The 25246-nt window shown below is 61.2% G+C and carries 23 protein-coding genes; 8 read left to right on the forward strand and 15 right to left on the reverse strand.

The annotated features are described in order from the left end of the window. Positions 1 to 10: 10 nt before the first annotated feature. The 9 genes from ACQK2L_RS30450 to ACQK2L_RS30490 form a co-directional block, all read right to left on the reverse strand. Positions 11 to 475 carry a hypothetical protein gene (locus ACQK2L_RS30450; protein ID WP_425400826.1) on the reverse strand — a complete coding sequence of 155 codons (465 nt, stop codon included), beginning with the start codon at positions 473 to 475 and terminating at the stop codon, positions 11 to 13. Between the two features lie 181 nt (positions 476 to 656). Beyond that, on the reverse strand, positions 657 to 824 hold the full coding sequence (locus ACQK2L_RS30455; protein WP_425400827.1) for a DNA gyrase inhibitor YacG: 168 nt from the start codon (positions 822 to 824) through the stop codon (positions 657 to 659). Positions 825 to 827: 3 nt separating this feature from the next. Further along, positions 828 to 1142: an FmdB family zinc ribbon protein gene (locus tag ACQK2L_RS30460; RefSeq protein WP_425400828.1), complete on the reverse strand. Its 315-nt coding sequence runs from the start codon at positions 1140 to 1142 to the stop codon at positions 828 to 830. A gap of 61 nt (positions 1143 to 1203) precedes the next feature. After that, complete coding sequence (grpE, locus tag ACQK2L_RS30465) at positions 1204 to 1770, reverse strand: nucleotide exchange factor GrpE (protein WP_425400829.1); 567 nt, start codon at positions 1768 to 1770, stop codon at positions 1204 to 1206. 3 nt (positions 1771 to 1773) lie between these two features. Then, on the reverse strand, positions 1774 to 2907 hold the full coding sequence (gene dnaJ / locus ACQK2L_RS30470) for a molecular chaperone DnaJ (protein WP_425400830.1): 1134 nt from the start codon (positions 2905 to 2907) through the stop codon (positions 1774 to 1776). 88 nt (positions 2908 to 2995) lie between these two features. After that, on the reverse strand, positions 2996 to 4615 hold the full coding sequence (gene groL, locus ACQK2L_RS30475) for a chaperonin GroEL (RefSeq protein ID WP_425400831.1): 1620 nt from the start codon (positions 4613 to 4615) through the stop codon (positions 2996 to 2998). Positions 4616 to 4673: 58 nt separating this feature from the next. Next, a complete protein-coding gene (gene groES, locus ACQK2L_RS30480) occupies positions 4674 to 4973 on the reverse strand; it encodes a co-chaperone GroES (RefSeq protein ID WP_425400832.1) in 300 nt (99 codons plus the stop codon). Between the two features lie 135 nt (positions 4974 to 5108). Then, a complete protein-coding gene (gene groL / locus ACQK2L_RS30485; RefSeq protein WP_425401137.1) occupies positions 5109 to 6809 on the reverse strand; it encodes a chaperonin GroEL in 1701 nt (566 codons plus the stop codon). A gap of 336 nt (positions 6810 to 7145) precedes the next feature. Next, positions 7146 to 8354, reverse strand: a complete 1209-nt coding sequence (locus ACQK2L_RS30490; protein ID WP_425401138.1) for a sensor histidine kinase — start codon at positions 8352 to 8354, stop codon at positions 7146 to 7148. 375 nt (positions 8355 to 8729) lie between these two features. Between ACQK2L_RS30490 and ACQK2L_RS30495 the strand changes: the two genes are divergently transcribed. From ACQK2L_RS30495 to ACQK2L_RS30510, 4 genes are all read left to right on the forward strand, one after another. Then, on the forward strand, positions 8730 to 9074 hold the full coding sequence (locus ACQK2L_RS30495) for a helix-turn-helix transcriptional regulator (RefSeq protein WP_425400833.1): 345 nt from the start codon (positions 8730 to 8732) through the stop codon (positions 9072 to 9074). Between the two features lie 39 nt (positions 9075 to 9113). Further along, positions 9114 to 11216 (forward strand): peptidase domain-containing ABC transporter, encoded by a 2103-nt coding sequence (locus ACQK2L_RS30500; protein WP_425400834.1) that lies wholly within the window; start codon positions 9114 to 9116, stop codon positions 11214 to 11216. A gap of 18 nt (positions 11217 to 11234) precedes the next feature. Next, positions 11235 to 12686, forward strand: coding sequence for an HlyD family secretion protein (locus ACQK2L_RS30505; RefSeq protein WP_425400835.1), 1452 nt, complete (start codon positions 11235 to 11237; stop codon positions 12684 to 12686). Between the two features lie 172 nt (positions 12687 to 12858). Then, the gene (locus ACQK2L_RS30510; RefSeq protein WP_425400836.1) at positions 12859 to 14499 is read left to right on the forward strand and encodes a TolC family protein; all 1641 of its coding nucleotides are present in this window, start codon (positions 12859 to 12861) and stop codon (positions 14497 to 14499) included. 37 nt (positions 14500 to 14536) lie between these two features. Here ACQK2L_RS30510 and ACQK2L_RS30515 read toward each other — a convergent pair whose 3' ends face one another. Then, positions 14537 to 15052, reverse strand: a complete 516-nt coding sequence (locus ACQK2L_RS30515; protein ID WP_425400837.1) for a hypothetical protein — start codon at positions 15050 to 15052, stop codon at positions 14537 to 14539. A gap of 222 nt (positions 15053 to 15274) precedes the next feature. Here ACQK2L_RS30515 and ACQK2L_RS30520 point away from each other — a divergent pair, with 222 nt between their 5' ends. Beyond that, positions 15275 to 15736 (forward strand): hypothetical protein, encoded by a 462-nt coding sequence (locus tag ACQK2L_RS30520; RefSeq protein ID WP_425400838.1) that lies wholly within the window; start codon positions 15275 to 15277, stop codon positions 15734 to 15736. Positions 15737 to 15794: 58 nt separating this feature from the next. Here the strand turns inward: ACQK2L_RS30520 and ACQK2L_RS30525 are convergent, their stop codons facing one another. Beyond that, positions 15795 to 16946, reverse strand: coding sequence for a S1C family serine protease (locus ACQK2L_RS30525; protein WP_425400839.1), 1152 nt, complete (start codon positions 16944 to 16946; stop codon positions 15795 to 15797). A gap of 174 nt (positions 16947 to 17120) precedes the next feature. Continuing rightward, positions 17121 to 17738, reverse strand: coding sequence for a peptide-methionine (R)-S-oxide reductase MsrB (gene msrB, locus ACQK2L_RS30530; RefSeq protein ID WP_425400840.1), 618 nt, complete (start codon positions 17736 to 17738; stop codon positions 17121 to 17123). A gap of 253 nt (positions 17739 to 17991) precedes the next feature. Here msrB and ACQK2L_RS30535 point away from each other — a divergent pair, with 253 nt between their 5' ends. Continuing rightward, positions 17992 to 19602: a DUF1598 domain-containing protein gene (locus tag ACQK2L_RS30535; RefSeq protein ID WP_425400841.1), complete on the forward strand. Its 1611-nt coding sequence runs from the start codon at positions 17992 to 17994 to the stop codon at positions 19600 to 19602. A 20-nt stretch (positions 19603 to 19622) separates the two neighbouring features. Beyond that, positions 19623 to 20108, forward strand: coding sequence for a DinB family protein (locus ACQK2L_RS30540; RefSeq protein WP_425400842.1), 486 nt, complete (start codon positions 19623 to 19625; stop codon positions 20106 to 20108). Here ACQK2L_RS30540 and ACQK2L_RS30545 read toward each other — a convergent pair. Beyond that, positions 20101 to 21210 carry an FAD:protein FMN transferase gene (locus tag ACQK2L_RS30545; protein WP_425400843.1) on the reverse strand — a complete coding sequence of 370 codons (1110 nt, stop codon included), beginning with the start codon at positions 21208 to 21210 and terminating at the stop codon, positions 20101 to 20103. The two genes, ACQK2L_RS30540 and ACQK2L_RS30545, sit on opposite strands and share 8 nt — an antisense overlap. An 86-nt stretch (positions 21211 to 21296) precedes the next feature. On the opposite strand from ACQK2L_RS30545, the gene glmM reads away from it, so the two are divergent. Further along, the gene (gene glmM, locus ACQK2L_RS30550) at positions 21297 to 22649 is read left to right on the forward strand and encodes a phosphoglucosamine mutase (RefSeq protein ID WP_425400844.1); all 1353 of its coding nucleotides are present in this window, start codon (positions 21297 to 21299) and stop codon (positions 22647 to 22649) included. A 388-nt stretch (positions 22650 to 23037) separates the two neighbouring features. On the opposite strand, the gene ACQK2L_RS30555 is transcribed toward glmM, so the two are convergent. Together ACQK2L_RS30555 and pgk are read right to left on the reverse strand one after the other, a co-directional pair. Beyond that, the gene (locus tag ACQK2L_RS30555) at positions 23038 to 23640 is read right to left on the reverse strand and encodes an exopolysaccharide biosynthesis protein (RefSeq protein WP_425400845.1); all 603 of its coding nucleotides are present in this window, start codon (positions 23638 to 23640) and stop codon (positions 23038 to 23040) included. Positions 23641 to 23701: 61 nt separating this feature from the next. Further along, the gene (gene pgk, locus ACQK2L_RS30560) at positions 23702 to 25084 is read right to left on the reverse strand and encodes a phosphoglycerate kinase (RefSeq protein WP_425400846.1); all 1383 of its coding nucleotides are present in this window, start codon (positions 25082 to 25084) and stop codon (positions 23702 to 23704) included. Positions 25085 to 25246: the final 162 nt, after the last annotated feature.

Genomic DNA, 25246 nt, shown 5'->3' on the forward strand with positions numbered 1-25246 from the left:
GCGTCCGGATTCAATTAGGGTCTTGCGAGAACACGGCTATCCCCGGTCCTTCTTTCCACCCCTCCACCATTTCATCGCCCAAAGGTTCCACGGTGAGCAAGCCATCCTGAAACGTAGCCATGCAGAGCGTGTGTATGGCGCCACTTTGTTGCTGTCCTTCGGCTTCGATCAGCGACATTTCGAGCAGGCACATATCCGGCTGACCCTTGACCGGAGCCGCGTCCAGCCGGAAGACTTCGTTGCCGGTGTGTAGCAGCAACTGTCCGTGAGTGTCTTTCGAGATGTTCCAACTTGGCTGTTGTTCTTCGCCTTCGGTCAGCTCATCGCTCGGAATCCACTCACCCACCAACCACTGTGGCAAGGGCCCACGTTCGAGCTGCACCACATGGCTGGGCAGTGAAAAGAACAGCGGCGAGCATCCCGCGCACAGCGAGGCTACAATGGACGCAATGCACAACTGGTGCGAGGGCTTCATGGCAGAGTCCCTTCTGACCATTTAGTGGAGAACAAGAACGTCCTTTTAGCCCTTCCGTCGCGAACCGCCTACGCCGATACGAGTGCTAGCAGTGCGTGCCGATCGGGCATGCAGCTTATATGGCCGCCGAATCGCCAGATTCTCGGAGCCAGATCACGCTACGCCCACCTGGAGTGCCCGCTTAGAGTTTCTCGGGCACCTCGTCGTCTTCGGGGTCCGGCACCGAGGGCAATCCGTGTTCCTCGTCCAGCCAGCGGCCCAGGTCGATCGTCCGGCAGCGTTCCGAGCAGAACGGCAGTGCGTCGGAGCTGTCGCGGGCGAACACTTTCTTGCAGGTGGGACAGACCATGGGTCAGCCCTTCTTCTTCGACTTCGACTTGGTGGAGTTGGTGCTGCCGGACGACTTGGCGTCCGATTTCTTTTCCTTCTTTCCTTCGCCCGACTGCGACTTTTTGTCTTTCTCGGCGGCCTTCTTGTACGAGTCGCTGCGATAATCGGTCTCGTAGAAGCCCGAGCCCTTGAACATCACAGCCGCGCCGGTGCCAAACAGCCGGCGGAGCTTCAGCTTGCCGCACTCGGGGCACTTACGCTTCACCGGCTCGGAGATCTGCTGAAACAACTCGAACTCGTAATCACACGAATCGCACTGATAGTCGTATGTCGGCATCGTTTGGGTTATCTCACCAAGGATCGCTTAGTTGGTAATGGTACGTTGCTAGTTAAACGAACTATGCAGTCGGGTCACCCGGTCCGCGGGCGTCGGCGATGTTTCCGGCGCCTTCGGGTCCGGCAGAGACGATCACTTGCGCAGCTCGCACGACGCGGTCATGCAGTTGGTAGCCGGTTTGGGTGACCATCATCACCACGCCCGCGGGTACGTCGACCGATGGTTGCTGCAGGATCGCATGGTGCAGGTCGGGGTCGAACACTTCGCCTTCGGCGGCGATTTCATTGCAGCCATACTGGGCAAGCGTGGTGACAAGTTGTTGCCGCACCAGCTTGAAACCTTCCACCAGGCTGGCCGCGTCCGGCGCGTCGCCGGCGGCTTCGATCGCCCGATCGATGTTGTCCACGGCCGGTAGGATGTCGCGCATCAGATCGATGCTGGCGTACTGCCGGGCATCGGCCAGCTCGCGAGCCTGGCGGCCACGAAGGTTCTGAATCTCCGCTTGCAACCGCAGATTCTGGTCCGCCTTGGCGGCAAGTTCCTCTTCGAGGTGCACCACCGTCGGCTCTTCGGTTTCTTCGATCGCTTCTTCAATCGCATCGTCGATCAGGTCTTCTTCTTTGGCCATTTCTCAGTCCTCATCTGAATTGTCGTCGCTGGCCGTGAAGTAATCGGCCAGGTGCTTGAAGAACGATTTTCGCTTCGGCGCGACATTCTTATGTTCTAACTCCGCCAACTGACGAAGCAACTCTTCCTCTTCGTTCGACAGCTTGGTCGGCACTTCGATGGTCACTTGCACCAGCAGGTCGCCCAGCCCGTGCGTACGCGGGTCAGGCATGCCGCGGCCGCCGAGGCGGAAGACGTCGCCGCTCTGCGTGCCGGCCGGCACGGTCACTTCGCCACGGCCGCCGAGCGTGGGCACTTCCAGCGTGCAGCCCAGCGCCGCCTGGGCGTAGGTGATCGGCACACGACATACCAAGTGCTGCCCCTGCCGCTCGAACAGCGGGTGGCTGAGCACCGAGATGAAACAGTAGCAATCGCCCGGTGGTCCGCCGCTCGCGCTCGGCTCGCCTTCGCCAGGAATGCGAACACGCATCCCGTCGTCGACGCCGGCGGGGATTTTCACTTCGGTCACGACCTTGCGCAGCCGCTGTCCTTTGCCGCGACAACTGCGGCACGGGTCTTTCACCTTCGAGCCTTCGCCGCCGCACGCAGGGCAAGTGGTTTGCACGCGAACGATGCCCGCCGACTGAATCACGCGGCCGTGGCCGCCGCAGTAGGAGCAAACCTCGCGGGCACTGCCCGCCGCCGCGCCGGAGCCTTTGCAATCGCCGCACGGCTCGTGGCGTTGGAACTCGACCTCTTTGGTGCAACCATCGGCCGCTTCATGCAGCGTGAGTGTTGCATCGCAGCGGACGTCGCGGCCCTTGCGAACTCTCGATCCACCTCCGCCACCGAAGATGTCGCCGAAGATATCGCCGAACGCGCTGAAGATGTCGCCCACGTCGTGAAAGTGGGATCCGCCGCCCGGCCCGCCGTTCACGCCGGCGTGGCCGTACTGGTCGTATCGCGCGCGTTTGTCCTTGTCGTGCAGCACCTCAAAGGCTTCGCTGCACTCCTTGAAGCGAGCAATGGCCTCTTCGTCGCCTGGGTTCTTGTCCGGATGGTACTGAATCGCCAGCTTGCGATAAGCCGTAGCGATCTCGCCCTCGGACGCGGTGCGCTCGATGCCCAGGACTTCGTAATAGCAAGTTTGGGAGGTCATGCTGGCTTATCAGCCTCTCTCAAAACACCGGGCCACTCGCGCGTATTCACGAGTGGCCCGGCGGTAATTTGCGAACGACTCACTCGAACTAACGAATCGATCCGACAACGGCTTTCTTATCGTCGTCCTTTGAGTCGAAGTTCGTGACCAAAGCCTCGGTTGTGAGGATTAGGCCGGCAATGCTGGCGGCGTTCGACAGGGCAGTCTTCACCACCTTGGTGGGGTCGATCACACCAGCCTTCAACATGTCGACGTACTCGCCAGCGTTGGCGTCGTAGCCCTGGTTGAACGACTTCTGCGATACCTCGTCGGCCACCACACTGCCAGGCAGGCCGCCGTTGTCGGCGATCTGCTTCAGCGGGGCATCCAGCACGCCGAGCACGATGTCGACGCCGATCTTCTCGTCGCCCTTCGCACCGCTGCGAGCCGCTTCCACCGCCTCGCGGCAGCGAATCAAGGCCACGCCACCGCCGGGCAGGATGCCTTCTTCCACTGCAGCACGCGTGGCGTGCAGGGCGTCTTCGACGCGGGCCTTCTTCTGCTTCATGTCGGCTTCGCTGTTGGCGCCAACCGACACGATGGCTACGCCGCCGGTCAGCTTGGCAAGCCGCTCTTGCAGCTTTTCGCGATCGTAATCGCTGGTGCTGGCCTCGATGCTCTTGCGAATCTGATCGATCCGCTTCTGCACGTCGGCGTTCGAACCAGCGCCCTGCACCAAGGTCGTCGAGTCCTTGGTGATGGTGATCTTCTTGGCGCGGCCCAACTGCTCCAGCGTGATGCTCTCGAGCTTCTGACCCAGGTCCTCGGAAATCATGGTGCCGCCGGTCAGCGTGGCGATGTCGCCCAGCATGGCCTTGCGGCGATCGCCGAAGCCAGGAGCCTTCACGGCGGCCACATTCAGGATGCCACGCAGCTTGTTCACAACCAACGCGGCCAGGGCTTCGCCCTCGACGTCTTCGGCGATGATCACCAGCGGCTTGCCCTTCTGGCTGACCTGCTCGAGGATCGGCAAAAGCTCGCGCAAGTTGCTGATCTTCTTCTCATGGATCAGGATGTAGGCGTCTTCGATCGAAGCCGACATAGTGGCCGGCTCGTTGATGAAGTAAGGCGACAGGTAACCCTTGTCGAACTGCATGCCCTCGACGAACTCGAGTGTCGTCTCGGTGGTCTTGCCTTCTTCGACAGTGATCACGCCGTCTTTGCCGACCTTCTCCATCGCTTCGGAGAGCAAGTCGCCGATCTCGCGATCGTTGTTGGCGCTGATGGCGCCAACCTGGGCGATCTCTTCCTTGCTGGAGACCTTCTTGCTCTTGGAGTCGAGAAACTCGCAAGCGGCATTCACGGCACGCTCGATACCACGACGCACGGCCGTGGGGTTGCTGCCGGCCACGATGTTGCGAGCACCTTCCTTCAGGATGGCCCGCGCCAGCACGGTGGCGGTAGTGGTGCCGTCGCCGGCGAGCGAGGAAGTCTTGTCGGCCACTTCGTGAACGAGCTTCGCGCCCATGTTCTCGAAGGGGTCTTCCAGCTCGACTTCCTTACTGACGGTGACGCCGTCCTTGGTGACGGTCGGGCCGCCGAACGACTTGTTGATAATCACGTTGCGGCCGGTCGGGCCCATCGTCACGGCCACGGCGTCGGCCAGTTTGTCGACACCTTTGAGCATCTTGGCTCGTGCGGCGTCGTCGAACATGAGTTGTTTAGCCACGGGAATAGTCCTTTGCGGGTTTTGATTTCGTGAGATTGATTGCGAGCGTCGACCAGCGTTAGCCGGTCACTTTGGCGAGGATGTCGCTCTCCCGCAGAATCTTGTACTCTTCGCCGTTCACTTCGACGTCCGATCCGCCGTACTTGCCGTAGATCACTTCGTCGCCAACGGCCACGGACAGTTCGCCGCGGTTGCCGCTATCGAGCAGCTTGCCACCGCCGACAGCCACCACCTTGCCACGCTGAGGCTTCTCGCGTGCCGCATCCGGCAGCACGATACCGCCAGCGGTCATCTCCTCGGCCTCCAGCGGATGCACTACCACACGATCGTCCAAAGGACGCAGATTGATTTTTGCCATGATGATTTCCTTTTACTTGAATTGGTTTTGAATGTCGGTGCCGAGCGTTTGGCCGGCTATGGGCTATTAGCTGTATGCCGTTGGCCAGACCTTGTGATCTCAGAGCTTAAAGCCCACAGCCAACGACCTTTTCGATTACATCATTCCGGGCATGCCACCCATGCCGCCCATGCCTCCCATGCCAGGCATGCCGCCCATGCCGCCCATTCCTCCCATGCCACCCATGCCGTGGTCATGGTGATCGTGGCCGCCGGTCTCTTCTTCTTCGACGGGAATCTCGGTCACGAGCGAGTCGGTCGTGAGTAGCAGTGCCGCGACGCTCGCAGCGTTTTGCAGAGCGGTCTTCACCACGCGGGCTGGGTCGATTACGCCGGCCGCGACCAGATCGGTGTACTCGTCCTTGTCGGCGTTGTACCCCTCGGTCTTGCCTTTCATGCGGCGAACGCGGTTCACCACCACGGCGCCGTCGGTGCCGGCGTTCTCGGCGATGTAACGCAGCGGATACTCGAGCACGGCTTTCACGATCTCGACGCCGTGTTGCTCATCGCCTTCGAGCTTGAGTTTGTCGAGCGCCTTCTCGGCACGCAGCAGGGCCACGCCGCCGCCGGGCACGATGCCTTCCTGCAGCGCGGCGTGCGTTGCAGCGCGGGCGTCGTCGAACAGGGCCTTGCGCTCCTTCATTTCGCTCTCAGTCGCGGCACCACACTTGATCTCGGCCACTCCGCCGGCCAGCTTGGCTAGACGTTCTTGCAGCTTCTCGCGATCGTAATCGCTGTCGGTGGTTTCGATCTCGCGACGAATCTGATCGGCACGGCCTTCGATGGCGTCCTTCGTACCGCCGCCACTCACAATCGTGGTGTTGTCGCCATTGATGATGACCTTCTTGGCCTTGCCCAGATCAGTCAATTGCACCGCTTCGAGCTTGATGCCCAGGTCCTTGAAGATGGCGTTTGCACCGGTCAGCGTGGCGATGTCGCCCAGCATGGCCTTGCGGCGGTCGCCGTACCCGGGAGCCTTCACGGCACACACGTTTACGATGCCTCGCATCTTGTTGACCACCAAGGTGGCCAGGGCCTCGCCCTCGACGTCCTCGGCGATGATCAAGAGCGGCTTGTTGGCTTTGCTTACTGCTTCGAGCAGCGGCACCATGTTCTTGGCGTTGGAGATCTTCTCTTCGAATACCAGGATCTGGCAGTTGTCTAGCTCCGCCACCATCTCATCTTCGTTGGTCACGAAGTGCGGAGACAGGTATCCGCGATCGAACTGCATGCCTTCGACCACCTCGACGGTGGTCTCGTTGCCGCGGCCTTCGTCGACGGTGATCACGCCGTTCTTGCCCACCTTGGCGAACGCGTCGGCCAGCACCGAACCGATCGAAGGATCGTTATTGCCAGCGATCGTGGCGATCTGCTGCAGACGCTTCTTGTCTTTCACGTCCAGCGGCTCGGCCATCTTCACGACCGACTCGCTCACGGCCTCTACGGCCTTGGCGATGCCACGGCCCAGGGCCATGGCGTCGGCGCCAGCGGCAATCATTTTCAGGCCCTCGCGGAAGATGCCCTCGGCCAGCACGGTGGCCGTGGTGGTGCCGTCGCCGGCGACGTCGTTGGTCTTGCTGGCGGCTTCCTTCACCAGTTGGGCGCCAAGGTTCTCGTACGGGTCGTCCAGTTCGATGTCCTCGGCGACGGTCACGCCGTCCTTGGTCACTTTGGGCGAGCCCCAGCCCTTGTCGAGCACCGCGTTGCGGCCGCGGGGGCCAAGCGTGCTGCGTACTGCACGGGCCAGCTTCGAGACGCCAGCCGCCAGCGGCCGGCGGGCTTCGTCGTCAAAAACCATTTGCTTTGCCACTGTCGAAACTCCTTTGTTTGGTCAGTTGTCGGTGGACGGTTGTTAGTTGTTCGGTGTGTTGTTCGGAGTGCGCTCGGGGAGCAAAACAGCTTCCAAATCGCTCCGTTAATAGCCAATGAGCTACGTCTCGCCGGAATCTACCGGGATGGATTGGCAGACCGTAGGCGTCGGCCCCACCTTTATGCAAGCAGCGTGCCAACGCTGAAAAAGGCCGAAAAATGCAAGATTCGCGGCCATTTTAGAGTGTGGAGGACCGCGACGGATAGGGGCGGGTGCCAATTTGGCAGAGGGGCCCTGCAAGCCGAGCCAAGCGGGCCATGGCGGCTACCGAGCGGATTCTTCGGCGTACTCAGCCTCCCGCACCAGCGGCCAGGTGAAGCAGACCTTGGTGCCGCGTGACTGGGCTGGCTCGATCCACACCCTACCACCGGCCGTTTCCACAAGGCGTTTCACCAAAGTGAGCCCCATGCCGCTCCCCTCGACCTGATCTCTGGGTTGCAGGGTCTGGAACAAACCGAACACACGATCGAAGTACTCCGCGGGAATGCCGGGCCCATCGTCCTGGATGGCGAACACGACTTTGGACTCATCGTCGTTCGCAAGTTCCGCAGTGATCACCAGACGTCCTGCCTCCAGGTCGTGATGCTTGATCGAATTCCCGATCAGGTTGCGCAAGACAATCTCCAGCGGTGTTTTCGGACCCACGATGCTGGTTACGGCCAACCGCTTCTCCACTTCAAAACTCTCTGGCATCCCGCTCAAGGCAACGACATCGTCGACAAGGCCAGTGAGGTCGATCGACTCGGCACTCCCATCGGGCCTGCCGGCCCGCGAATAGGCCAGCAGGTCATTGAGCAGTTGCTGCATGCGGCCAGCTCGTTCCATTAACTGCCCGAGGTGCCTTGCTGACTCGTCGGACAGTTTGTCGGCCGCGTCCTCGTTCAGCCAAGAAGCCAATTGGCTGATGCTACGCAGCGGGCCCTTCAGGTCATGCGAGGCGATATAGGCGAACTCTTCCAAGTCGCGATTCGCGCGAGCCAGATCTTCGGCTTGCAGCCTAAGCTGTTGCTCGCTTCGTTCGCGTCGCGCGATCTCGGCTTCGAGCTTTGCATTGACTTCTGCTAACCCCGGCCACGCGAGCATCTTGGGAATCTCTGGTATCAAGATGATCAACGTGCCCCACGACGCTACGGCAGTGGCGATCTTCAGCAGTGCAGCGAAACGATACCATGGATACCAGAAGATAATGGCTTCGGACAAATGAACCAGCCCGCAAGTCAAGATGAACGCAGCGAACCAGTAGAAGATGGGTCGGAACGGCGTATCCTTGCGCTTCTTCGTAAAGTAAATGAGCAGCGCTGGGATAGTGAAGTAGGCGAGGAATATCAAAGCATCCGACACGATGTGAGTCCAACCGTGGGCATCGGACCACACTCCGCAATACCACCGTGCGGGGAAGTCGTCGGTATCGAATGTGCGTGTGAACAGCTCGTCCATCACGTTACTCCAGAGCAGATGATGAGGGGGCAGCATGCTCAAGGCCTGGTACCCTCGCGGGGCTCCAAGCTGGGGCAAAGTATAGCCCTTGTGCGGAGGCCGTTATAGCCGCGTTTCGAGTGCGTGAGGCTGCGAAAGAGTTCGCTACGAACGGCCAGATACCCAATTTCATCCGGGCCCAAAGGATGGTGACTCTCAGACGTGCGCGGGGTGCTGCTCCTTTTGGCCGGGGACGCAGCAATCAGCACCCACTGGGTGCCATTTTCTTCCATCTTTGCGATTTGTCGTGGAATTGCCCTTGCTGTTCGGCTAAAGCTCTCCTATCATATTGACGACATACATTTCGTGTATTAAAATTCGCGTAACGAGAGTCGCCTTACCGCCAATCCCGCCGTATTCGCGAGGCCTTCCGTGAAAAACTCCGTAAAAAGCAGTGGAGCGGGTACCGAACTCGCCGGGCAGCGGTGGACGTTCCTGACCAATCACGCCCACGTTCTGATCCAACTAACCGCCGAGCCCGACATGGTGCTCAGGAAAGTGGCTGAGCGGGTTGGAATTACCGAACGGGCGGTGCAGCGGATTGTGCACGAGTTGGAGGAAGAAGGGTTTTTGGAGCGGCAGCGTATCGGCAGGCGGAATCACTATCGGGTGCTGGAGGATCAGCATCTTCGTCACCCCATCGAGGCGCATTGCAGCATTGGCGATCTGTTGCGATTGGTGGTTGATAAGACCATCAAGCAGCGCGCACGAAAGTAGCTCTGTTGCCCGGCTGTACGTATCTGCGGAAGACGATTCATGCTCAAGCTAGCCGACTCACCACCTAAAACAACGCTTGCCGCTGTAGTGGTGCGCCTCTGCCGAGAGTGCGGAGTCGATGTCGAACTGCTGCGCGCCGAACAGGTGCTGGGCGAAGTACAGGAGGCATGGCCCGGCGACGATGAACAACTCTGGAAGAAGTGGCTCGTGGAGAGTTGTGAAAGCCTGCACCTCAGGGCGAGACAAGTCGAGCTTTCCTGGGAAGAAGTGGAGGAGCTTGCCAAAGATGGCGCCATACTAGCTGGAGGCTACGGTACGCCCGATGGTGTACAGGTCATTGTTGGCTGCAACTCTCGCGGCTTGCTCGCCGCGGAGGGTCCGTTCGACGCAACACGTTTGTTCGTGTCGCAACAACAAGCCACCGAGTCAGACGGATCGAAGTCAGACTGGGTGGTAGTCGAACACCCCGAACTTACGAACGTCGATAGTGTTCAAAACCTGCACGATCGTCCAGTTGAACGACTGCTCCGGATTGTGCGACCAGAGTGGTCTGATATCTGGATGATTCTGGTGTTTGCGCTGTTTGCGGGCGTGCTGAATCTTGCCACGCCGATTGCTGTGGAAGCCCTCGTGAACACCGTAGCTTTCGGGCAACTAATGCAACCTCTGGTTGTCCTTGCGCTATTGTTGTTCATCTGCTTGGCATTCGCAGCCTTGATGCGAGGATTCCAAACGTACGTTGCCGAAATCATCCAACGTCGGCTATTCGCGCGCGTCGCGGCCGACTTGGCGTACCGACTACCGCGTGTCCAGGCGAGTTCGCTCGCTGGCAGCTACGGCCCCGAACTAGTCAACCGCTTTCTTGACGTTGCGACGCTACAGAAGGTCGTTGCTAACTTGCTTCTCGACGGAGTGAGTATCCTTCTGGCGACGCTCATCGGAATGACCGTTCTGGCCTTCTATCACCCTTGGTTGCTTGGATTCGACTTGCTGCTGGTGCTGGTTGTCGGCGTGGGCCTTGTGGTGTTGGGCCGGGGAGCTATCGCAGCAGGGATCGACGAGTCGAAGTTTAAGTACAAGCTCACCGCGTGGTTTCAAGAAGTCATACGCTGTCAGCGAGGGTTCAAGGCAGATGGTGGTCCTGAATTCGCTTTCGACAGAGCAAACCAACTGTCCGCCAAGTACCTCAAATTGAGGCAATCGCATTTCCGAATTCTGTTCCGGCAGATCGCGTTCACACTAGGTCTGCAAGCGGTGGCTGGCACAGTGCTCCTAGGCGTGGGCGGCTGGCTGGTAATCCAAGGCCAGTTGTCGCTTGGCCAACTCGTCGCTGCCGAACTGATCGTCACGGTGATCTTGGCCTCGCTGGCGAAATTGGGAAAGCACCTCGAAGGCTTCTACGACCTCGTGGCTGCGGTCGATAAGCTTGGATACCTGTTCGATCTGGACGTGGAGCAACCTTCGGGCCTGACTGGCAGCCTCAAGACCCGTGAAGGTCTGCCGGTAAAGCTAACCGACTTGAAAGCGAATTCCGGCGACTGCCTGGTGCGGCATGGCTTTTCGGCTGCGATCGGTGCAGGCGAGCGCGTCGCGGTGATTGGAGCTGCCGGCAGCGGAAAGTCGACCCTAGCGCGTTTGATGTACGGTATGGAACAGCCTGCGGCCGGTCGCCTTGAAATCGGCGGCTACGATCCAAGCGATCTGCGAACCGATGTTCTGAGGTCGGTCGTAGCGGTCGTGGGCGAGACCGAGATCTTCGACGGCACTGTTACGGAAAACGTCCGTCTCGGACGCCCCTCGATTACCGGCAGCCATGTACGCAATACCCTGGAACAAACTGGCCTGCTGGACACGGTGCTGGAACTACCCGACGGGATGGACCAGAAGCTACTACCCACTGGTGCCCCGCTTTCCTCGAACCAGCAGCGACTGCTGATGATTGCCCGAGCGATCGCTGGCGAGCCGGAGCTGGTGGTGATCGATGGTGTGCTCGACTGCCTGCCCGACGAATTGGTCGATTTGGTGCTCGCCACTTTGTTGTCATCGGAACACAGCTGGACCTTGATCGTGCTGACCTCCAAGCGATCGATTGCCGATCGTCTGGACCGGCACTTCACGCTCCGCAAACGCCAAGCCGCATAATTCCTACACGATTCTGCCATGAGCAACCTCGCAAAAAATGTCTCGAATTCTCACGTTCTGGGCGATATGGCCTACAGTGAGGAGATGTTCCCGGCGCTGCGGCTCGCCCGCGCCGCTCGGTTCGTCCGCCGACTGGGGAGGGTTCTACTGGTGGTGTTGTTCGCCATCATCGCGGCCATGCTGTTTGCCCCTTGGCAACAGTCCATACGAGGTCGCGGAGACGTAATCGCCTTCGATCCATGGGAACGCCCGCAAGCAGTCCAAGCACCCGTGAAAGGACGTATTGCCGAACGCGGCCCCGGGGTGCAAGAAAATGCCTACGTCAAGAAAGGCCAACTACTGTTTAGGATCGAGGATCAAGATTCCCAGTATCTACCACGACTAGAGCAGCAGTTAGCCAATGCCGAAGCAGAACTCCGTGTGGCGAAAGAAAGGCTGGACCGCGCCCGCGACCTGAAGAACAACAATCTTCGCATCGTCGACGTCACCACAGAAGAACTCGATGCGATGCGATCGGCGCAGGATCAATTGGTCCAGGCGTACGACCGCTTCGTCAGTCAGGCAGAGAACAAAGTAGCGGCGGAGCAAAACAAGCTGATCGCCGCCAAGGCGAAGCTTGCCCAGGCCGAAGCCGACTTCCAGCGAAAGAACGCGCTGTTCAACGAAGGCATCGAGTCACAACTCAAACAACAGGAAGCCGAGCAGAAGTATCGCGACGCCGATGCCTATGTGAACGTCGCCGAGCAGGAAGTCGAGAATGCCACGAATGGAGTCGAAGGCAAAAAGAACGAGCGGGAAGCAATACGCCAGGAGTGGGGTGCCAAAGTCAACAAGGTGCTGTCCCAACTCGAGAAAGCGCGCGCCGAAGTGGCGAAAGCGGATATCGACATCAACAAGACCACCGAGGAGATCAATCAAAAGCAGTCGAAGCTGCTCGACCAGCAGCGGAAGGTTGCGGTACAAAGAACACAGGAGGTCGTCGCGCCCAGAGACGGCTACATCATGAACCTGGCGGTGTTCGATTCTTCGTCGATCGTCAAGCCAGGCGACCAGCTCTGTCGTATTGTCCCGAAGACCGAGCAGCCAGCCGTGCAAATCTGGGTGGCGGGGAACGATGCGCCGCTCATCACGCCGGGCCGAAAGGTTCGGCTGCAGTTCGAGGGCTGGCCGGCGGTGCAGTTCTCCGGTTGGCCTTCGGTGGCCGTCGGCACCTTTGGCGGGGAGGTCGCGCTGGTCGATCCCACCGACAACGGCATGGGTAAGTTCCGCGTGGTCGTGGTGCCCGATCCAGAGGACCAGCCTTGGCCCGAATACCCTTACCTGCGCCAGGGCGTGCAGGCCAACGGCTGGGTGCTGCTCGACCAGGTTCCGCTGGGTTACGAGATTTGGCGGCGGATGAACGGGTTCCCGCCCGCGCTGAAATCGAAAGAGGAAGCCGAGAAGCCCAAGGCTCCAAAGATCAAGATCTAGAACGATTTCAGCTCTCGAGCGCCGCGCCCATCCGCAGATTGTTAGAGTTTGCGGGTTATGACGCTCATCATGGCCCTCGCTGTAGGGTTATGCCGATAACGCAAGTCGTACGGCGTCCTGGGGGAGAACACCGCGTTCTGCGCGCGGTTTGGGGGTAAACACGTTGAGTCGCGTGGCAAAGCAACTTCTGCTGATGATAGCACTCGGCGTCGCAGCCGGCGGGTGTCGAAGTCCGCGCCAGCAGTTTGCCTGCAACCCTGCGCCGATTCACGCTGCTAGCAATCCACCGGTGGAAGAGACGGAAGAAGCAGAAGTGACGCAGGCGTCCTACGAGGACGAACCGGCCGCGGCGTCTGCTGGCGAGAAAGCTGGTCCCAAACTGCAGCAGCCGCGAGAGTTGTCCACCGAGATCATCGAGACACCGCCACCGGAGCCGCAAGCCAACAGCGACCCCTCGGTGCTGGCGATCATCACCTCGGTCCGCAACCACTTCCCCGCCGTGCGACAAGCCGAAGCAAGCCGGATCATCGCGTCGGGCGAGCAGCTCTCGGCCTGGGGGGCGTTCGATCGCAAGCTCGACGGCTACAGCAATGCTCAGCCGCTGGACTACTACGAAAACAACTGGCACAAGTACACCATCAAGCGCGACACGATGTGGGGCGGTCAGGTCGGCGCTGGCTACAAGATTGGGCGCGGATCGTTCGAACCGTGGTACAAGGAACGCGAAACCAACGACGGAGGCGAGTTTCAACTCTCGTTGTTCGCGCCGATCGGCCGCGATTGGGCCATCGACGCGAACCGCGCCGCGCTGTGGCGGGCGCAGCTCGAACAGAACCGCGTGGAACCGTTCATTCGCTCGCAACTCATCCTGTCGGTCCGCGATGGCCTCCAGGCCTACTGGATGTGGGTCGCTGCAGGAGAAAATCTGAAGATCGCCGAAGGCTTGCTAAAACTCGGCGTCGACCGCGCGACCTACCTCAAGCGGCAAGTCGAATTGGGCGAAAAGGCAGAGATCGACATCGTCGACAATCGCCGGATCATCGTGTCGCGGGAGGCCAAGTTAACGGCCGCCAAACAGAAGCTCACCCAGGCTGCCGCAAAACTGTCGCTCTACTTCCGCGACGATTCCGGCATGCCGCTGCTGGTAGACGATCGCTTGGAGAGCAGCTTCCCCGAGATCCGCGTTCCGGAGGAAGCCACCTTGGGGCAAGACTTGGAGTTGGCCATATCGAACCGCCCAGAGTTGGCCGAGTTGGAGATCGTCCGCCGCCAACTCGCGGTCGACTCTCGCCAGGCAGTGAACGAAACCCGCGCGGATGTCGACGCGGGCATCTTCGTCGCGCAAGACGTCGGCGCTCCCACCAAGGACGACGACAAGTCGGAGCTGGAACTGAACGCCATCGCCACCTTGTCCGTTCCGCTCGAACGTCGCAAAGCCCTTGGCAAGGTGCGGCAAGTCCGCGGCAAGCAGGCGCAGCTTCGCGCCAAGACTCAGTTTGCGGAAGACAAGATCGTGGTCGAAGTGCAGGTCGCCCGCGCCGCCGTGATCGCTGCCGCAGAGCGAGTCGAGCAGAACCGGGAGAGTGTCGAACTCGCCCAGCGCATGCAAGAGGCGGAGAATCGGCTGTACGAGGAAGGCCAAAGCACGCTGTTCCAACTCAACCTGCGCGAACAACAACGCGCCGAGGCGGCCGCCGACCTGGTGGCCGCGAAGCGCGACTTCTTCACGGCCCTGGCCGAGTACACAGCCGCCTTGGGCCTGGACGGAGGCGACCTGGTGAGCATCTACCAGGGCATCGCCGACCAGTTGTAGGGACCGCGAAGGTAGTCACCCGAGAACGGTTGCCTGACTAATCGCGTTCCGCAAAGTAGGCGTGCGCTTTCACGATCGCCGCGATATAGAACCCGATCAACACGGCGCGTATGAGGGCTGTGAAAGCCAATCCGCCGTAACCGCCCATCTGCTGAGCCGGATCCACGATTTGAGATACCAGGATCAGGCCTTGCCAAATACCAACGCCGATGTTGAGAACCACCATGACGACCATCAACTTGCAGAAGATGAGCGAGATCGGCTTCTTCATCAGCAGTAGGATGTTACCTATCAGTCCAAAGATTGCAAATCCAGCGTTGGAAGCCACCTCGAATGCCACGGTGGGGTAGAGCGGGTTATCTGGTTTGACGACCAAGGCTCCAAAGGCGGAGAGCGCTGTCATAATCACCCGCAGACTCGAGAAGACGAGCGCAACGATGGCCCAAGCTTTCACATAGCCAGGCAGCGCGGATGATTGCCGATCCTCAAAGTGATTGCCAACCGGAGACACCGAAGCTGCAAACGGATTCGACGCATCGATATGATCGTCCACCAGTACTCCCCTAGATAAGACAAGTCAATGCAACGCCTGTTACAAGGGTCTTCGCGCGGGTGCATGGCTTTGCTGTAGAGACTCTGCCACCCTCCCACGCTACACGCCCGGGTTGGATTGTAGCACGAATGGGATGCGGTGTGTCCCCTCTATTTGCCAACATCCACTTCCGAAAAAAGACGCATCGCTCCGCAATCGACCTGGTTGTATTACAATCCCAGGATGAAATTCTCCCTCCGCACGCTGCTGTTGGTCGTTCTAGCGATTGCGGTCGCGTGTGCGCTGCTAGGCAGTCGTACAGAGTTTGCCCGCGTGGTTGCAGCGTCGGTGTATAACTTGAGCCTGCTGGGCGCGGTGGTCGCGATGATCTACCGCCAGCGAGCTCAGCGGGCGTTTTGGATTGGCTACGCTGTGTTTGGCTGGGGAGCCAAGTGGCTCAAATTCTCCGCCATCAGCCGAGCCGGGTTTGTGATCCACGAGTTCTTGTTCGGTCCAGCTCCCACGAACACCATCGCCTTAGATCGCTACCACGAGCAGTCGGCGAACTTCTACAACATAATCGACGGACTCGAGGCCATCGTCGTTGCGCTGCTCGGTGGCTATCTGGCAAAGTTTCTCTACCAGCGGCGGGAACTCGAGCGCCGCGAGAAAGCTAAGAACAAGTCTGCAGGTGGTGCCAATTGATCCATCCGGGGCCGGGGACGACCCGGCCCGCGGATGGAGGAAACCGGTGACTGGAAGCTCAGCCTTCACCCAGCGTCATTTTCACGTTCTGCTCGGTGCCATCGCGGACGATGGTAAGCGTGACGGATTGGCCTGGGTTGTAGCCGTCCATGATGGCCAGGAAGTCGCTGGCGGTTTCGACCTTCTTTCCGTCGACGGCCACCAGCCAGTCGCCGCGCGCGGCGTCGGAGGTTCGCGAGCGGTACACGGCGTTGCCTTGGCGGAAGGTCTCGATCTGCACGATGGCTTTCAGGCCTGCCTTGTCGGCGGGACCGCCGGGGCGGATGGCTTCGATCTTCACGCCGCCGTCGGTGTACTCGCGGAGACCGATGATGCCGTGATCGGGGCGGACGATGCGGCCGTGCTCGATCAGCTCGGGCACGATCGTGGCGATGCGGTTTACGGGAATGGCGAAGCCGACGCCGGTGTTCTGTCCGGTGCGGCTGGCGATGGCTACGTTCATGCCGACCATCCGGGCGTGGGTGTCGAGCAGCGGTCCGCCGGAGTTCCCGGGGTTCATGGCCGCGTCGGTTTGCACCAGCGACTTCATCTCCCGCCCGGTGCGACCTTCGATCGAGCGATTCAAGCTGGAGATGATGCCCTTGGTGAGCGAGCCTTCGAGCCCGAAGGGATTGCCCAAGGCGTAGACTTGCTGTCCGACGCGCAGCCCGTCGCTGCGACCGAGTTCCAGCGGATGCAACTCATCGGCCGGAGCGTTGATCTTGAGTACCGCGACGTCATGCTCGCGATCCTGCCCCACCAGGTCCGCCGGGTAGGATTGCCCGCTGGCAAGCGTGACCTCAATCGCCCGGGCGTTCTCGATCACGTGGGCGTTGGTCAGGATGTGCCCTCGCTTGTCGATCACCGAACCCGAACCGGAACCGGCTCCCTGCAAACGGCGCATGAAGAAGGGATCGACCTGCTCGGTCTGCGTGTCGATGTTCACCACGCTGCGATTTGCGACTTCGTACACGCGAACGTTAGCCAGTTCCTCGGGCGTGAGGTCGACGGGGGCCTGGGATCGAGCAGGAAACGCGGCTTGCTTGGTGGTCGCCGCGGCCACGGCCTGCGCCTGGACTTCGGTTTCCAGCGCGTTGCGGTTCAGGTACGCGAGCGTGGCCATTGCGCCGGCCAGCATCCACACGGCGGGCAGCAAGTATCGTTTGGTCATCGTAATATCCGTATGTCTTGAGTGTTGGTACTAGCTATGCAGGCAGTTTATACAACCTGGCACTTTGGTAGTACGCCGCGACATGGCGAATCGTTCGTTGAACCCCGATATGGGGGGCGAGCGGGAAGTTGTCGCCCGAGAAGCACGGTGCCCCGAAAACCTTGCCCAAGTTGGTTATTCTTCGCCCTTGGGCGGAGCCGGCTCTGCAGGCTTCGGCGGCGCGTCGACCTCAAGCTGTTCGGCTTTGAGCTTCGCCTTGGGTATGAAGTCGAGCGACACGCTGTTGATACAGAATCGCTGGCCGGTCGGCTGACCGGGAGCATCGTCGAACACGTGACCGAGGTGGCCGCCACAGCGAGCGCAAGTGACTTCGACACGAACCATGCCAAACGAGTGGTCGGCAGTCTCTACAACTCGATCCCCCGCCTTGGCGGCATAGAACGCAGGCCAGCCACAGCGGCTGTCGAACTTGGTCTCCGACTCAAACAACACCAACCCACAACCGGCACAAGCATAGGCCCCATGCTCGAAATGCTTGTCGTACTCTCCGGTGTAGGCGCGCTCGGTGCCTTTCTCACGGAGTACGTGGTACTCGTGTTCCGAGAGATGCTTCTTCCACTCCTCCTCGGTCTTCTCGATCTTCTCAAACAGCTTCTTGGCGGAGGAATTCGACTCAGGCATGGCAGCTTCGGTGACAACGGGAGGAACGGCGGTGGGAACTTCGGCGATGGGAAGCGTGGCCTCGCAGCCGATCAGGGCAACCAGTGGCAGGCAGACGACGTAGTTTCTCATGGCTTGGCAAGCTTAACACTGGGAAAAACGGAGGGGCAGGTCCCTATGAACGCTACGCTCCGGCTCGTTGCGTGGCAACCCCAACGCGGAAACCGCCCCAGCAATGCCTCATTTTTCGGGATTTTCCGCCCCAGATGCGGCCGCTGCGCAGCAGCGGGGTGCCGTTTGTGGAATAATCGGGGACACTACAGGCGAACCGGCTGCCGAACTGGTCTCTTGCCAAAGGTCGTCTTACCCAGCCAAGGAGTGAGCTATGTCTCGCATTCGTGCTGCCGCCCAGGTGTTGTCGCTGTTGATCGTTACCGCGCTTTCGGTTTCCGCAGCGAACGCCCAACCCAACGCATTCATCCCCCGGCCCAACGACCCGAACGGAGCTGGCGGACTCTTCGGGCGACTGGGAGGGCAGCAGAACGGGCTCTTCAACGGCGCTGGGCAAGGACAGCAGAACCAGGGCAATGGCTTCCCCGGTGGAGCGGCCAATGCCGACTTCGATTCGCTGATCGACTTGATCATCTCCACGGTGGCCTCCGATTCGTGGGTCGAAAACGGCGGGCCCGAGGCAGAAATTCGTCCGTTCCCGGGCGGCGTGTGGGTCGATGCGGCCGGGTTGTTGCGCGAGTACGAGGAACGAGGCGAGGTGAAACTCACGTCGCTCGAAGTGCCCAACGTGCCGGACAAGGTCGAGTCGGCCAACCCCCGCGAGTCGGCCAAGCTGCGGTGCGTCTCGTTGCCGCGGCTGGAAGCGGCAATCTACTTTGCCCTGCGCGACGGGAAGCCACTCGACGAGTCGATGCTGGTGCTCGCCGGATTGAAGCGAGTGGAGTACGTCTTCATCTATCCCGAGATCGGCGACGTGGTGCTCGCCGGCCCAGCGGGCGACTGGCGACTCGACGCGGAGCACCGCTTGGTGTCGACCGACGATGGCACGCCCGTGGTGCGGCTCGACGATTTGCTCACCTTGCTGCGCCGCGAACGATCGGCCGACAACAAAGCGTTCGGGTGTTCGATCACTCCGCGCCAGGACAATTTGGCGGCGACGCAAGACTACCTGCAGCAATCGGCCGCCAAGCCACTGCCGCCGGGCCGACGGGCACGCGAGAAGTGGCTGGAAGAGATCCGCAAGACGATGGGCCGCCAGGACATCGAAGTGTTCGGGCTCGATCCCGGCACCCACGCCGCCCACGTGCTGGTGAAGGCCGATCATCACATGAAGCGAGTTGGCATCGGCCTGGAAGACGGTGTGCCTGGCGTGGATAGCTACCTCGACACGGTGGTTCGCGAGAAGCAAGGCGAGCAACCGCTGAGCGTGCTGCGCTGGTGGTTCTCGGCCAATTACAATGGCATCGCACGCAACTCCGAGGGCACCGGCTACGAGCTGGTCGGTCAGGGCGTGGAAGTGCTGAGCGAAAACGAGATGCTCACCAAGCGGGGCGAGCGCGTTCACACGGGCAAGGCCGACGAAGCGACGCAGCAGTTCGCTCACCAGTTCACCAGCGAGTTTGGCAAGCTGGCCCAGAAGTATCCCGTGTACGGCGAGCTTCGCAATCTGTTCGACCTGGCGATCGTCGCGGCGATGCTCGACGCCCAGGACCTGTATGCCACAGCGGGCTGGCAACCCGTGCTGTTTTTGAACGACGAGCATCTGCCGCTGCCCAATTACTTCGCGCCGCGCGAGGTCGATACCATCGCGAACCATCGCGTGGTAAAGAAAACCAAGATTCTCGCCGCGGTGAGCGGCGGCGTGTGGGTCGACAGCCACGGCGTGCTGGCCAAGCATACAACGCCTTCAGAAAAGCTGGACTATCATCGCAACCAGGCGCCGCCCGAACTGGCCGCCGGTGAGTGGTGGTGGGATTTGGAGTAACAACAACCGAATGAGGAAGCATGTTCGAGCACGAAACGCACCTGAACCAGTTCTTGATGGGGTACTTCGATCAGATCGTGGCCGACATTCCGGCTGATCGCATCGCCGAGCGGGGCCCCGGTGGTGGGCATCCGCCAGTGTGGATTCTCGGTCACTTGGCCATCGTCGGCGAGATGGGGCAGATGCTTTTGGGCGGGGCGCTCGAGCACCCCGAGTGGATGCCGATTTTCGGACCTGGCTCCAGCGACGAAGTGGCCGACGCCGGGCGGTTCGCCAAGGACGAGCTGGTCGAGATAATTCACACCGCCTATCCCAAGGTGTGCGAGCTGGCGGCCGCCACGCCAGCGGAGCGACTCGCGCAACCACATGGATTCGAACTCTTAAGCGATACGCCCATCAGCACCGTGGGCGACCTCACCTCGCACGGTCTGACTTCGCACTTTGCGTTCCACCTCGCGCAGCTCTCGTCATGGCGACGCGCGGATGGGAAAGGGCCGATCATCTAGCGGTCGACTCTTCGCCCAGGTTGAATGTCCGCAGGCGGACTTCGCCTCGTTCGGCCGGCAGCACCAATACCGCTTGGACTTCCGGGTGGGCCTCGCAGTACGCGGCCACTTGCTCCTCGCCCATCACGTAGAAGGCGGTGGAAAGCGCGTCGGCCAGCGCGGCGGTGGGCGCGGTCACGGTGGCCGAGTGCATCGCTTCGGCGGGCCAACCAGTGCGAGGATCGATCAAGTGGCCGTAACGCCGGCCGCCGAGCACAAACGACTGGGTCGCCGATCCCGAAGTTGAGAGCGCCTGATCGACCAGCACAAACTCGGCGACCACTTGCTGCGGTCGCAGCGGATGGCGCAAGCGGACAGTCCAGCCACGTTCGCCGGTTCGGTGGCCGCGCGCGATCAACGAACTCCGCCCGCCATGCATCGAGAAGTTCTCAACCTGGTCGTCCAGTAGCAACTCGGCGGCGCGATCGAGCGCGTAACCTTTGCCAATGCTGTTGAGGTTGATCTCGACGCCCGGCTTGTCGAACCGAATCGCGTGTCGCTCTGTGTCGAGCTTCACGTGCTGCCAACCCACCAGCGCGCGAGCCGCTTCGATCTCCTCCTCGCTTGGCAGTCGACCCTGCCGGCGATCGAATCCCCACACGCGGGAAAGCGGTCCGCCGGTGATATCCAGCGCCCCGTCGGTTTCCTGGAACAGCCGATCCGCCACCTGCAGCACTTCGAACAAACGTGGCTCCACTTCCACCCAGTCGCTGGCCGCCTGGTGGTTGATGTCGATGACCTCGCTCGACTCGCGGTAAACGGTCATCTGCGTTTCCAACTCGTCCACCAGGTCGAGCGCTCGCATGGCGGTTGCCGACTGGGTCGACTGGCTGGCGCGGTTGGCGTTCAGCCGGACTTCGAAGTCGCAGGCCATGGCCCGGCGCTTGAGCGTCACCACGTATGCAGCTGGCTGCGAGGCTTCGGTCGAGAGTTCCGCGGGCAAGAGGGCGTCGGCAAACTCGGCAATGTGGCCCGCCGCGCGGACCAGGGCGTCGCCCGCCACTTGGCCTGCGGAGCGTCCCGTGAGAAAATCACGTCGATGGCTGGAGCGTTTTTCACTCATTCCCCCATTATAGGCACCCACAAGCGGTTCGCGGCAACGCTCCTCCTTCTGCTTCGGTGTCCGAACTCGAACGAACAAGCGGTCGCATGTCTCAGCTCATCATCAGTGTTTCCGGACTCCGTGGCATCGTAGGCGAGACGCTTACGCCCGACGTGGCGGCCCGCTACCTGGCAGCGTTCGCCACGGGCCTGCCCCGCGGCCCGGTGATGCTGTCGTACGACGGCCGGTCAACCGGGCCGATGCTTATCGAGACGGCCCGTGCGGCCCTGGTGGCCACCGGGCACATGGTGATCGACGCCGGCCCGTGCGCCACGCCGACCACCGGCATACTGGTGCGTCACTACCACTGCGTGGGCGGCGTGCAGATCTCGGCCAGCCACAACCCGGCCGAGTACAACGGCATCAAGCTGTTCGGCCCCGACGGCCGCGTGATCCCCGCCGATGAAGGCGAGCACGTGCGGCGCCGATTCGAAACCAACGAGATTCGCTGGGCTCCCTATGATCAGATCGGCGAAACCGAAGACCTGGCCAACTCCACCAGCGCCCGAGCCCACTGGGATTTGATCGAGCCGCTGGTCGATGTAGAACGCATTCGCTCCCACCGCTTCCGGGTGCTGTTGGATTCCAACCACGGCGCTGGTGGTGTCGCCGGCAGTCACTTGCTGCAGAAACTCGGCTGCGAGACGATTCACCTCGGCGCCGAACCGACCGGCACGTTCATCCACACACCCGAGCCAACGGCCGGCAACCTGCAGCAGATCTGCGAGCGTGTCGCCAAAGAGAAAGTCGCTATCGGCTTCTGCCAGGACCCCGACGCGGATCGCCTGGCGATTATCGACGAAGCCGGACGGTACGTGGGCGAGGAGTACACCCTGGGCCTGGCCGTCGATCACGTGCTGCGCCACACGCCGGGTCCGGTGGTCACCAATTGCTCGACCAGCCGCATGACGCAAGACCTCGCAGAGAAGTACGGCGTCGCTTACCATCGCTCGGCCGTCGGCGAGGCGAACGTGGTCGACAAGATGCTGCACGAAGAAGCTGTGATCGGCGGCGAAGGCAACGGCGGCGTCATCCATCCCAAGGTCATTGGTGTTCGCGACAGCATGGTGGGCATGGCCCTGGTGCTCGACGCGATGGCCGAGCGGGAGCAACCGATCAGCAAGATGGTCGACGAGTTGCCTCACTATGCGATCCACAAATCCAAAGTCGCCATGCCCGCCGAGGCGGTGGCCACGGCCACGTTCAAGCTCGAAGCCCACTTCCACGCAGCCAAGCCCGACATGATGGACGGTTTGCGACTCGACTGGAACGACCGCTGGCTGCTGGTGCGAGCCAGCAACACCGAGCCGATCGTCCGCATCTTCGCCGAAGCCCCCACCGCCCACGAAGCCAAGCAACTTTGCGATGAAGCGGAAGACGTCATGAAGCAGGTACTATGAGTCGCCGATGCGATTTACGTTGAATTCACTACTAATCCTGACCTTCTTGGTTGCCGTGTTCATGGCCTTGGCAACCGGCACTTACTCGCGATGGCCTCGGGAGACGATTGCGGCTGGCTGTGGAATAGGGATCGCCCTGGCCATGCTGGTGGCGGCAGCCCTTGGATCACGGCCTTCCACCCACCCAGATCACTCAGTCGTCTTTCCAGCCATCACATTTATGATTCTGTTCATGCTCTGTGGCATGCTGGGAATATCGGACGATTGGTTGACTCTTGGATTGCTTGGTGCTGGCTTCGCCATCGTTTTGACAGCATCGCCTCTGCTATCGTTGGCAAAGTGGAGTGGCATCGAAGTAACTTGGTTTCGGAGGACTCCGCGCAAGTCGTCAAACCAACAGCTTGTAGATCAAGTAGCCGAGACCGCCCACCGAGATCAGAATTCCCAACAATCCCAATAGCCCGTCTCTCGCGGTAATCGCCAGGCCCAGGAACAAGATCGCGGCGGCCGGCACGGCGGCCAGACCTGGGAGCAGTTCGGCCACCGGCATAGTGAGCGCCAACAAAATGCACAGTCCTGCGACCACGTGCTCCATTGGCCCTTCAACCAGTACCTGCAACCGCTTGCCGATAAAACCATCGACCCACTTGGCCCATGGTCGACTCTTACTGGCAGCCTTGAGCACCTTGTCGCGATTGACGCTCCGCTCGCCGATGAACGCGGGCACCCACGGGTGGGTGCGGCCAGCGAGATACTGTCCCGCGATCAGGATGACAATCACCCCCATGGTCGTCGGGACACCAGGAATCATGCCCAAAGGTGGTGCGAGGGCGACCAGCGCGGGCAGGATCAACAAAGGACCAAACGTACGGCCTTCGAAAGCATCGAGCGCCTCGCGCACGGTGACCGTTTCGTCCTCGTCTTTGGCCTTCTCTTCAAACTGATCGACGACCTCGGCGAGGCCTTCTGGCGATCCGTCGGCTGCTGGCATGTTCGACCCCTTGGTGGATGTAACGCGTCATCACTTCAGGAGCAAGTGGCATGCCAAGCGGTTACTTGGCCGCCAGCCGCAGCGCCACCAGGTACGGCACTGGCTCGCTGCCCAAAGCGTTGAGCACGGTACCGCCGGCGGTGAACGTGTGGGTCACCCAGTCGGGCTGGCCGTACTTCTCGAGGGCCTTGCCGCCCTCGCCGCCGCCGACGTACACCTCGACGCCTGCTTCCTTCATCCGCCGCAGTTCGGGGATCCACTCCTTGGTGCCGGTCTCGAAGCGGGGATCTTCGAACACGCCGAACACGCCGTTGTGGAACGCCACGGCACCGGCGCCGTGCTTCTCGATGAAAGCTCCCACGGCATTGTGGAAGTGTTCAATCGACTTCGGCCCGATGTCGAGCGCCTGGTCGTTGGGCGCCAACGTGTCCTTGGCCTCTCCGTTCTCCGTGATCGAGTCGCACGGCACGGTGAACGTGATTCCCTTGCCGCGTCCGTCGGAGACGATCTCCCGAGCTTGGGCGATGCGGTCGTCGGGAATGAACCACGGTTCGCCGCTGTTGGCCGGATCTTCCGCCGCACCGAGCGAAACTGGTACGTCGTCCAATTGGCCAATCGCCTTGCGAATGGCCATCGCCAGGCTGCCCGAGGCAAAAATCTGCTTGATCGAACCGCGGGCGATCATCGCTTCCATGTCGTCCAGCTTGTCGATCTTGATACCGCTGAACACGGCCAGCGTCGCTTGCAGGCACTTCTGCATGGGGCCGTCGAACTCGCCGGCCGCGTACTTGCCGAGCGCCACGCGATCCATCGCGGCGGGCACGGCGACGCTCGAAGCGTCGAGCGAGCCGGCGCTGAATGCTTCGTGCACGTACACGCTGCCGATCTTCTCGGCGCACTCGTTGGCGAACTTCGCCAACTTGGGCGCCAGTCCGGGAACATCATCCTTTTTGGCTTTCCACAACACGCGCTCGATGCCGTACTTGCGAGTGTTCTCCAGCACGAGCACCCCGCCCGGCTCCATCGCCTCGATGGCCTGAGTTGCCTCGGGCTTAATCGAGAGCGTCTCTTCGTCCAGCCAGTCGCCCACCAGCGGCACTTCGCAACCCAGCAGCTCGCCGATGCGCTTCGCCACCTTGTCGAGGCTCTTCTCGGGGTCGCGGCCGATGTGCCCGAAGATCACCTGCTTCCAGCCCCGCTCCTGGCCGAACTTCAGCGTGTCGACCATCGAACGCAAGCGGATGTCGCCTTTGCCGATCGCATCGCCCGGCTTGGCGTCCACGTCGCCGCGCACCAGCACCACGGTGCCGCTGGGCACGTCGGACAGAGTGTCCATCCGCGGAACGGCCTTCAGGTAGTCTTGCAGCGTCAAGTCAGGGGCGGCCGCACGGCCTTCTACCACGGTTTCGCACCACGATTGCATATCGGCGGGGCTAATGGACATCGAGGGCTCCTTTGTTGTCTCGGGCAATGTATGAAGGGCGGGCAAACGGGTGCCCGCAGTGATGGCGCTCTTGGTAGCGCCGATTGTATCGCGCTAGAGCCAAATGCGCGAAGGTGCCCGAAAACGCGCTCGATTCCGCCGGTACATAGCACGAGCCGCGAC

This window comes from Aeoliella sp. (genome assembly GCF_965227375.1).
Lineage (GTDB): Bacteria > Planctomycetota > Planctomycetia > Pirellulales > Lacipirellulaceae > Aeoliella.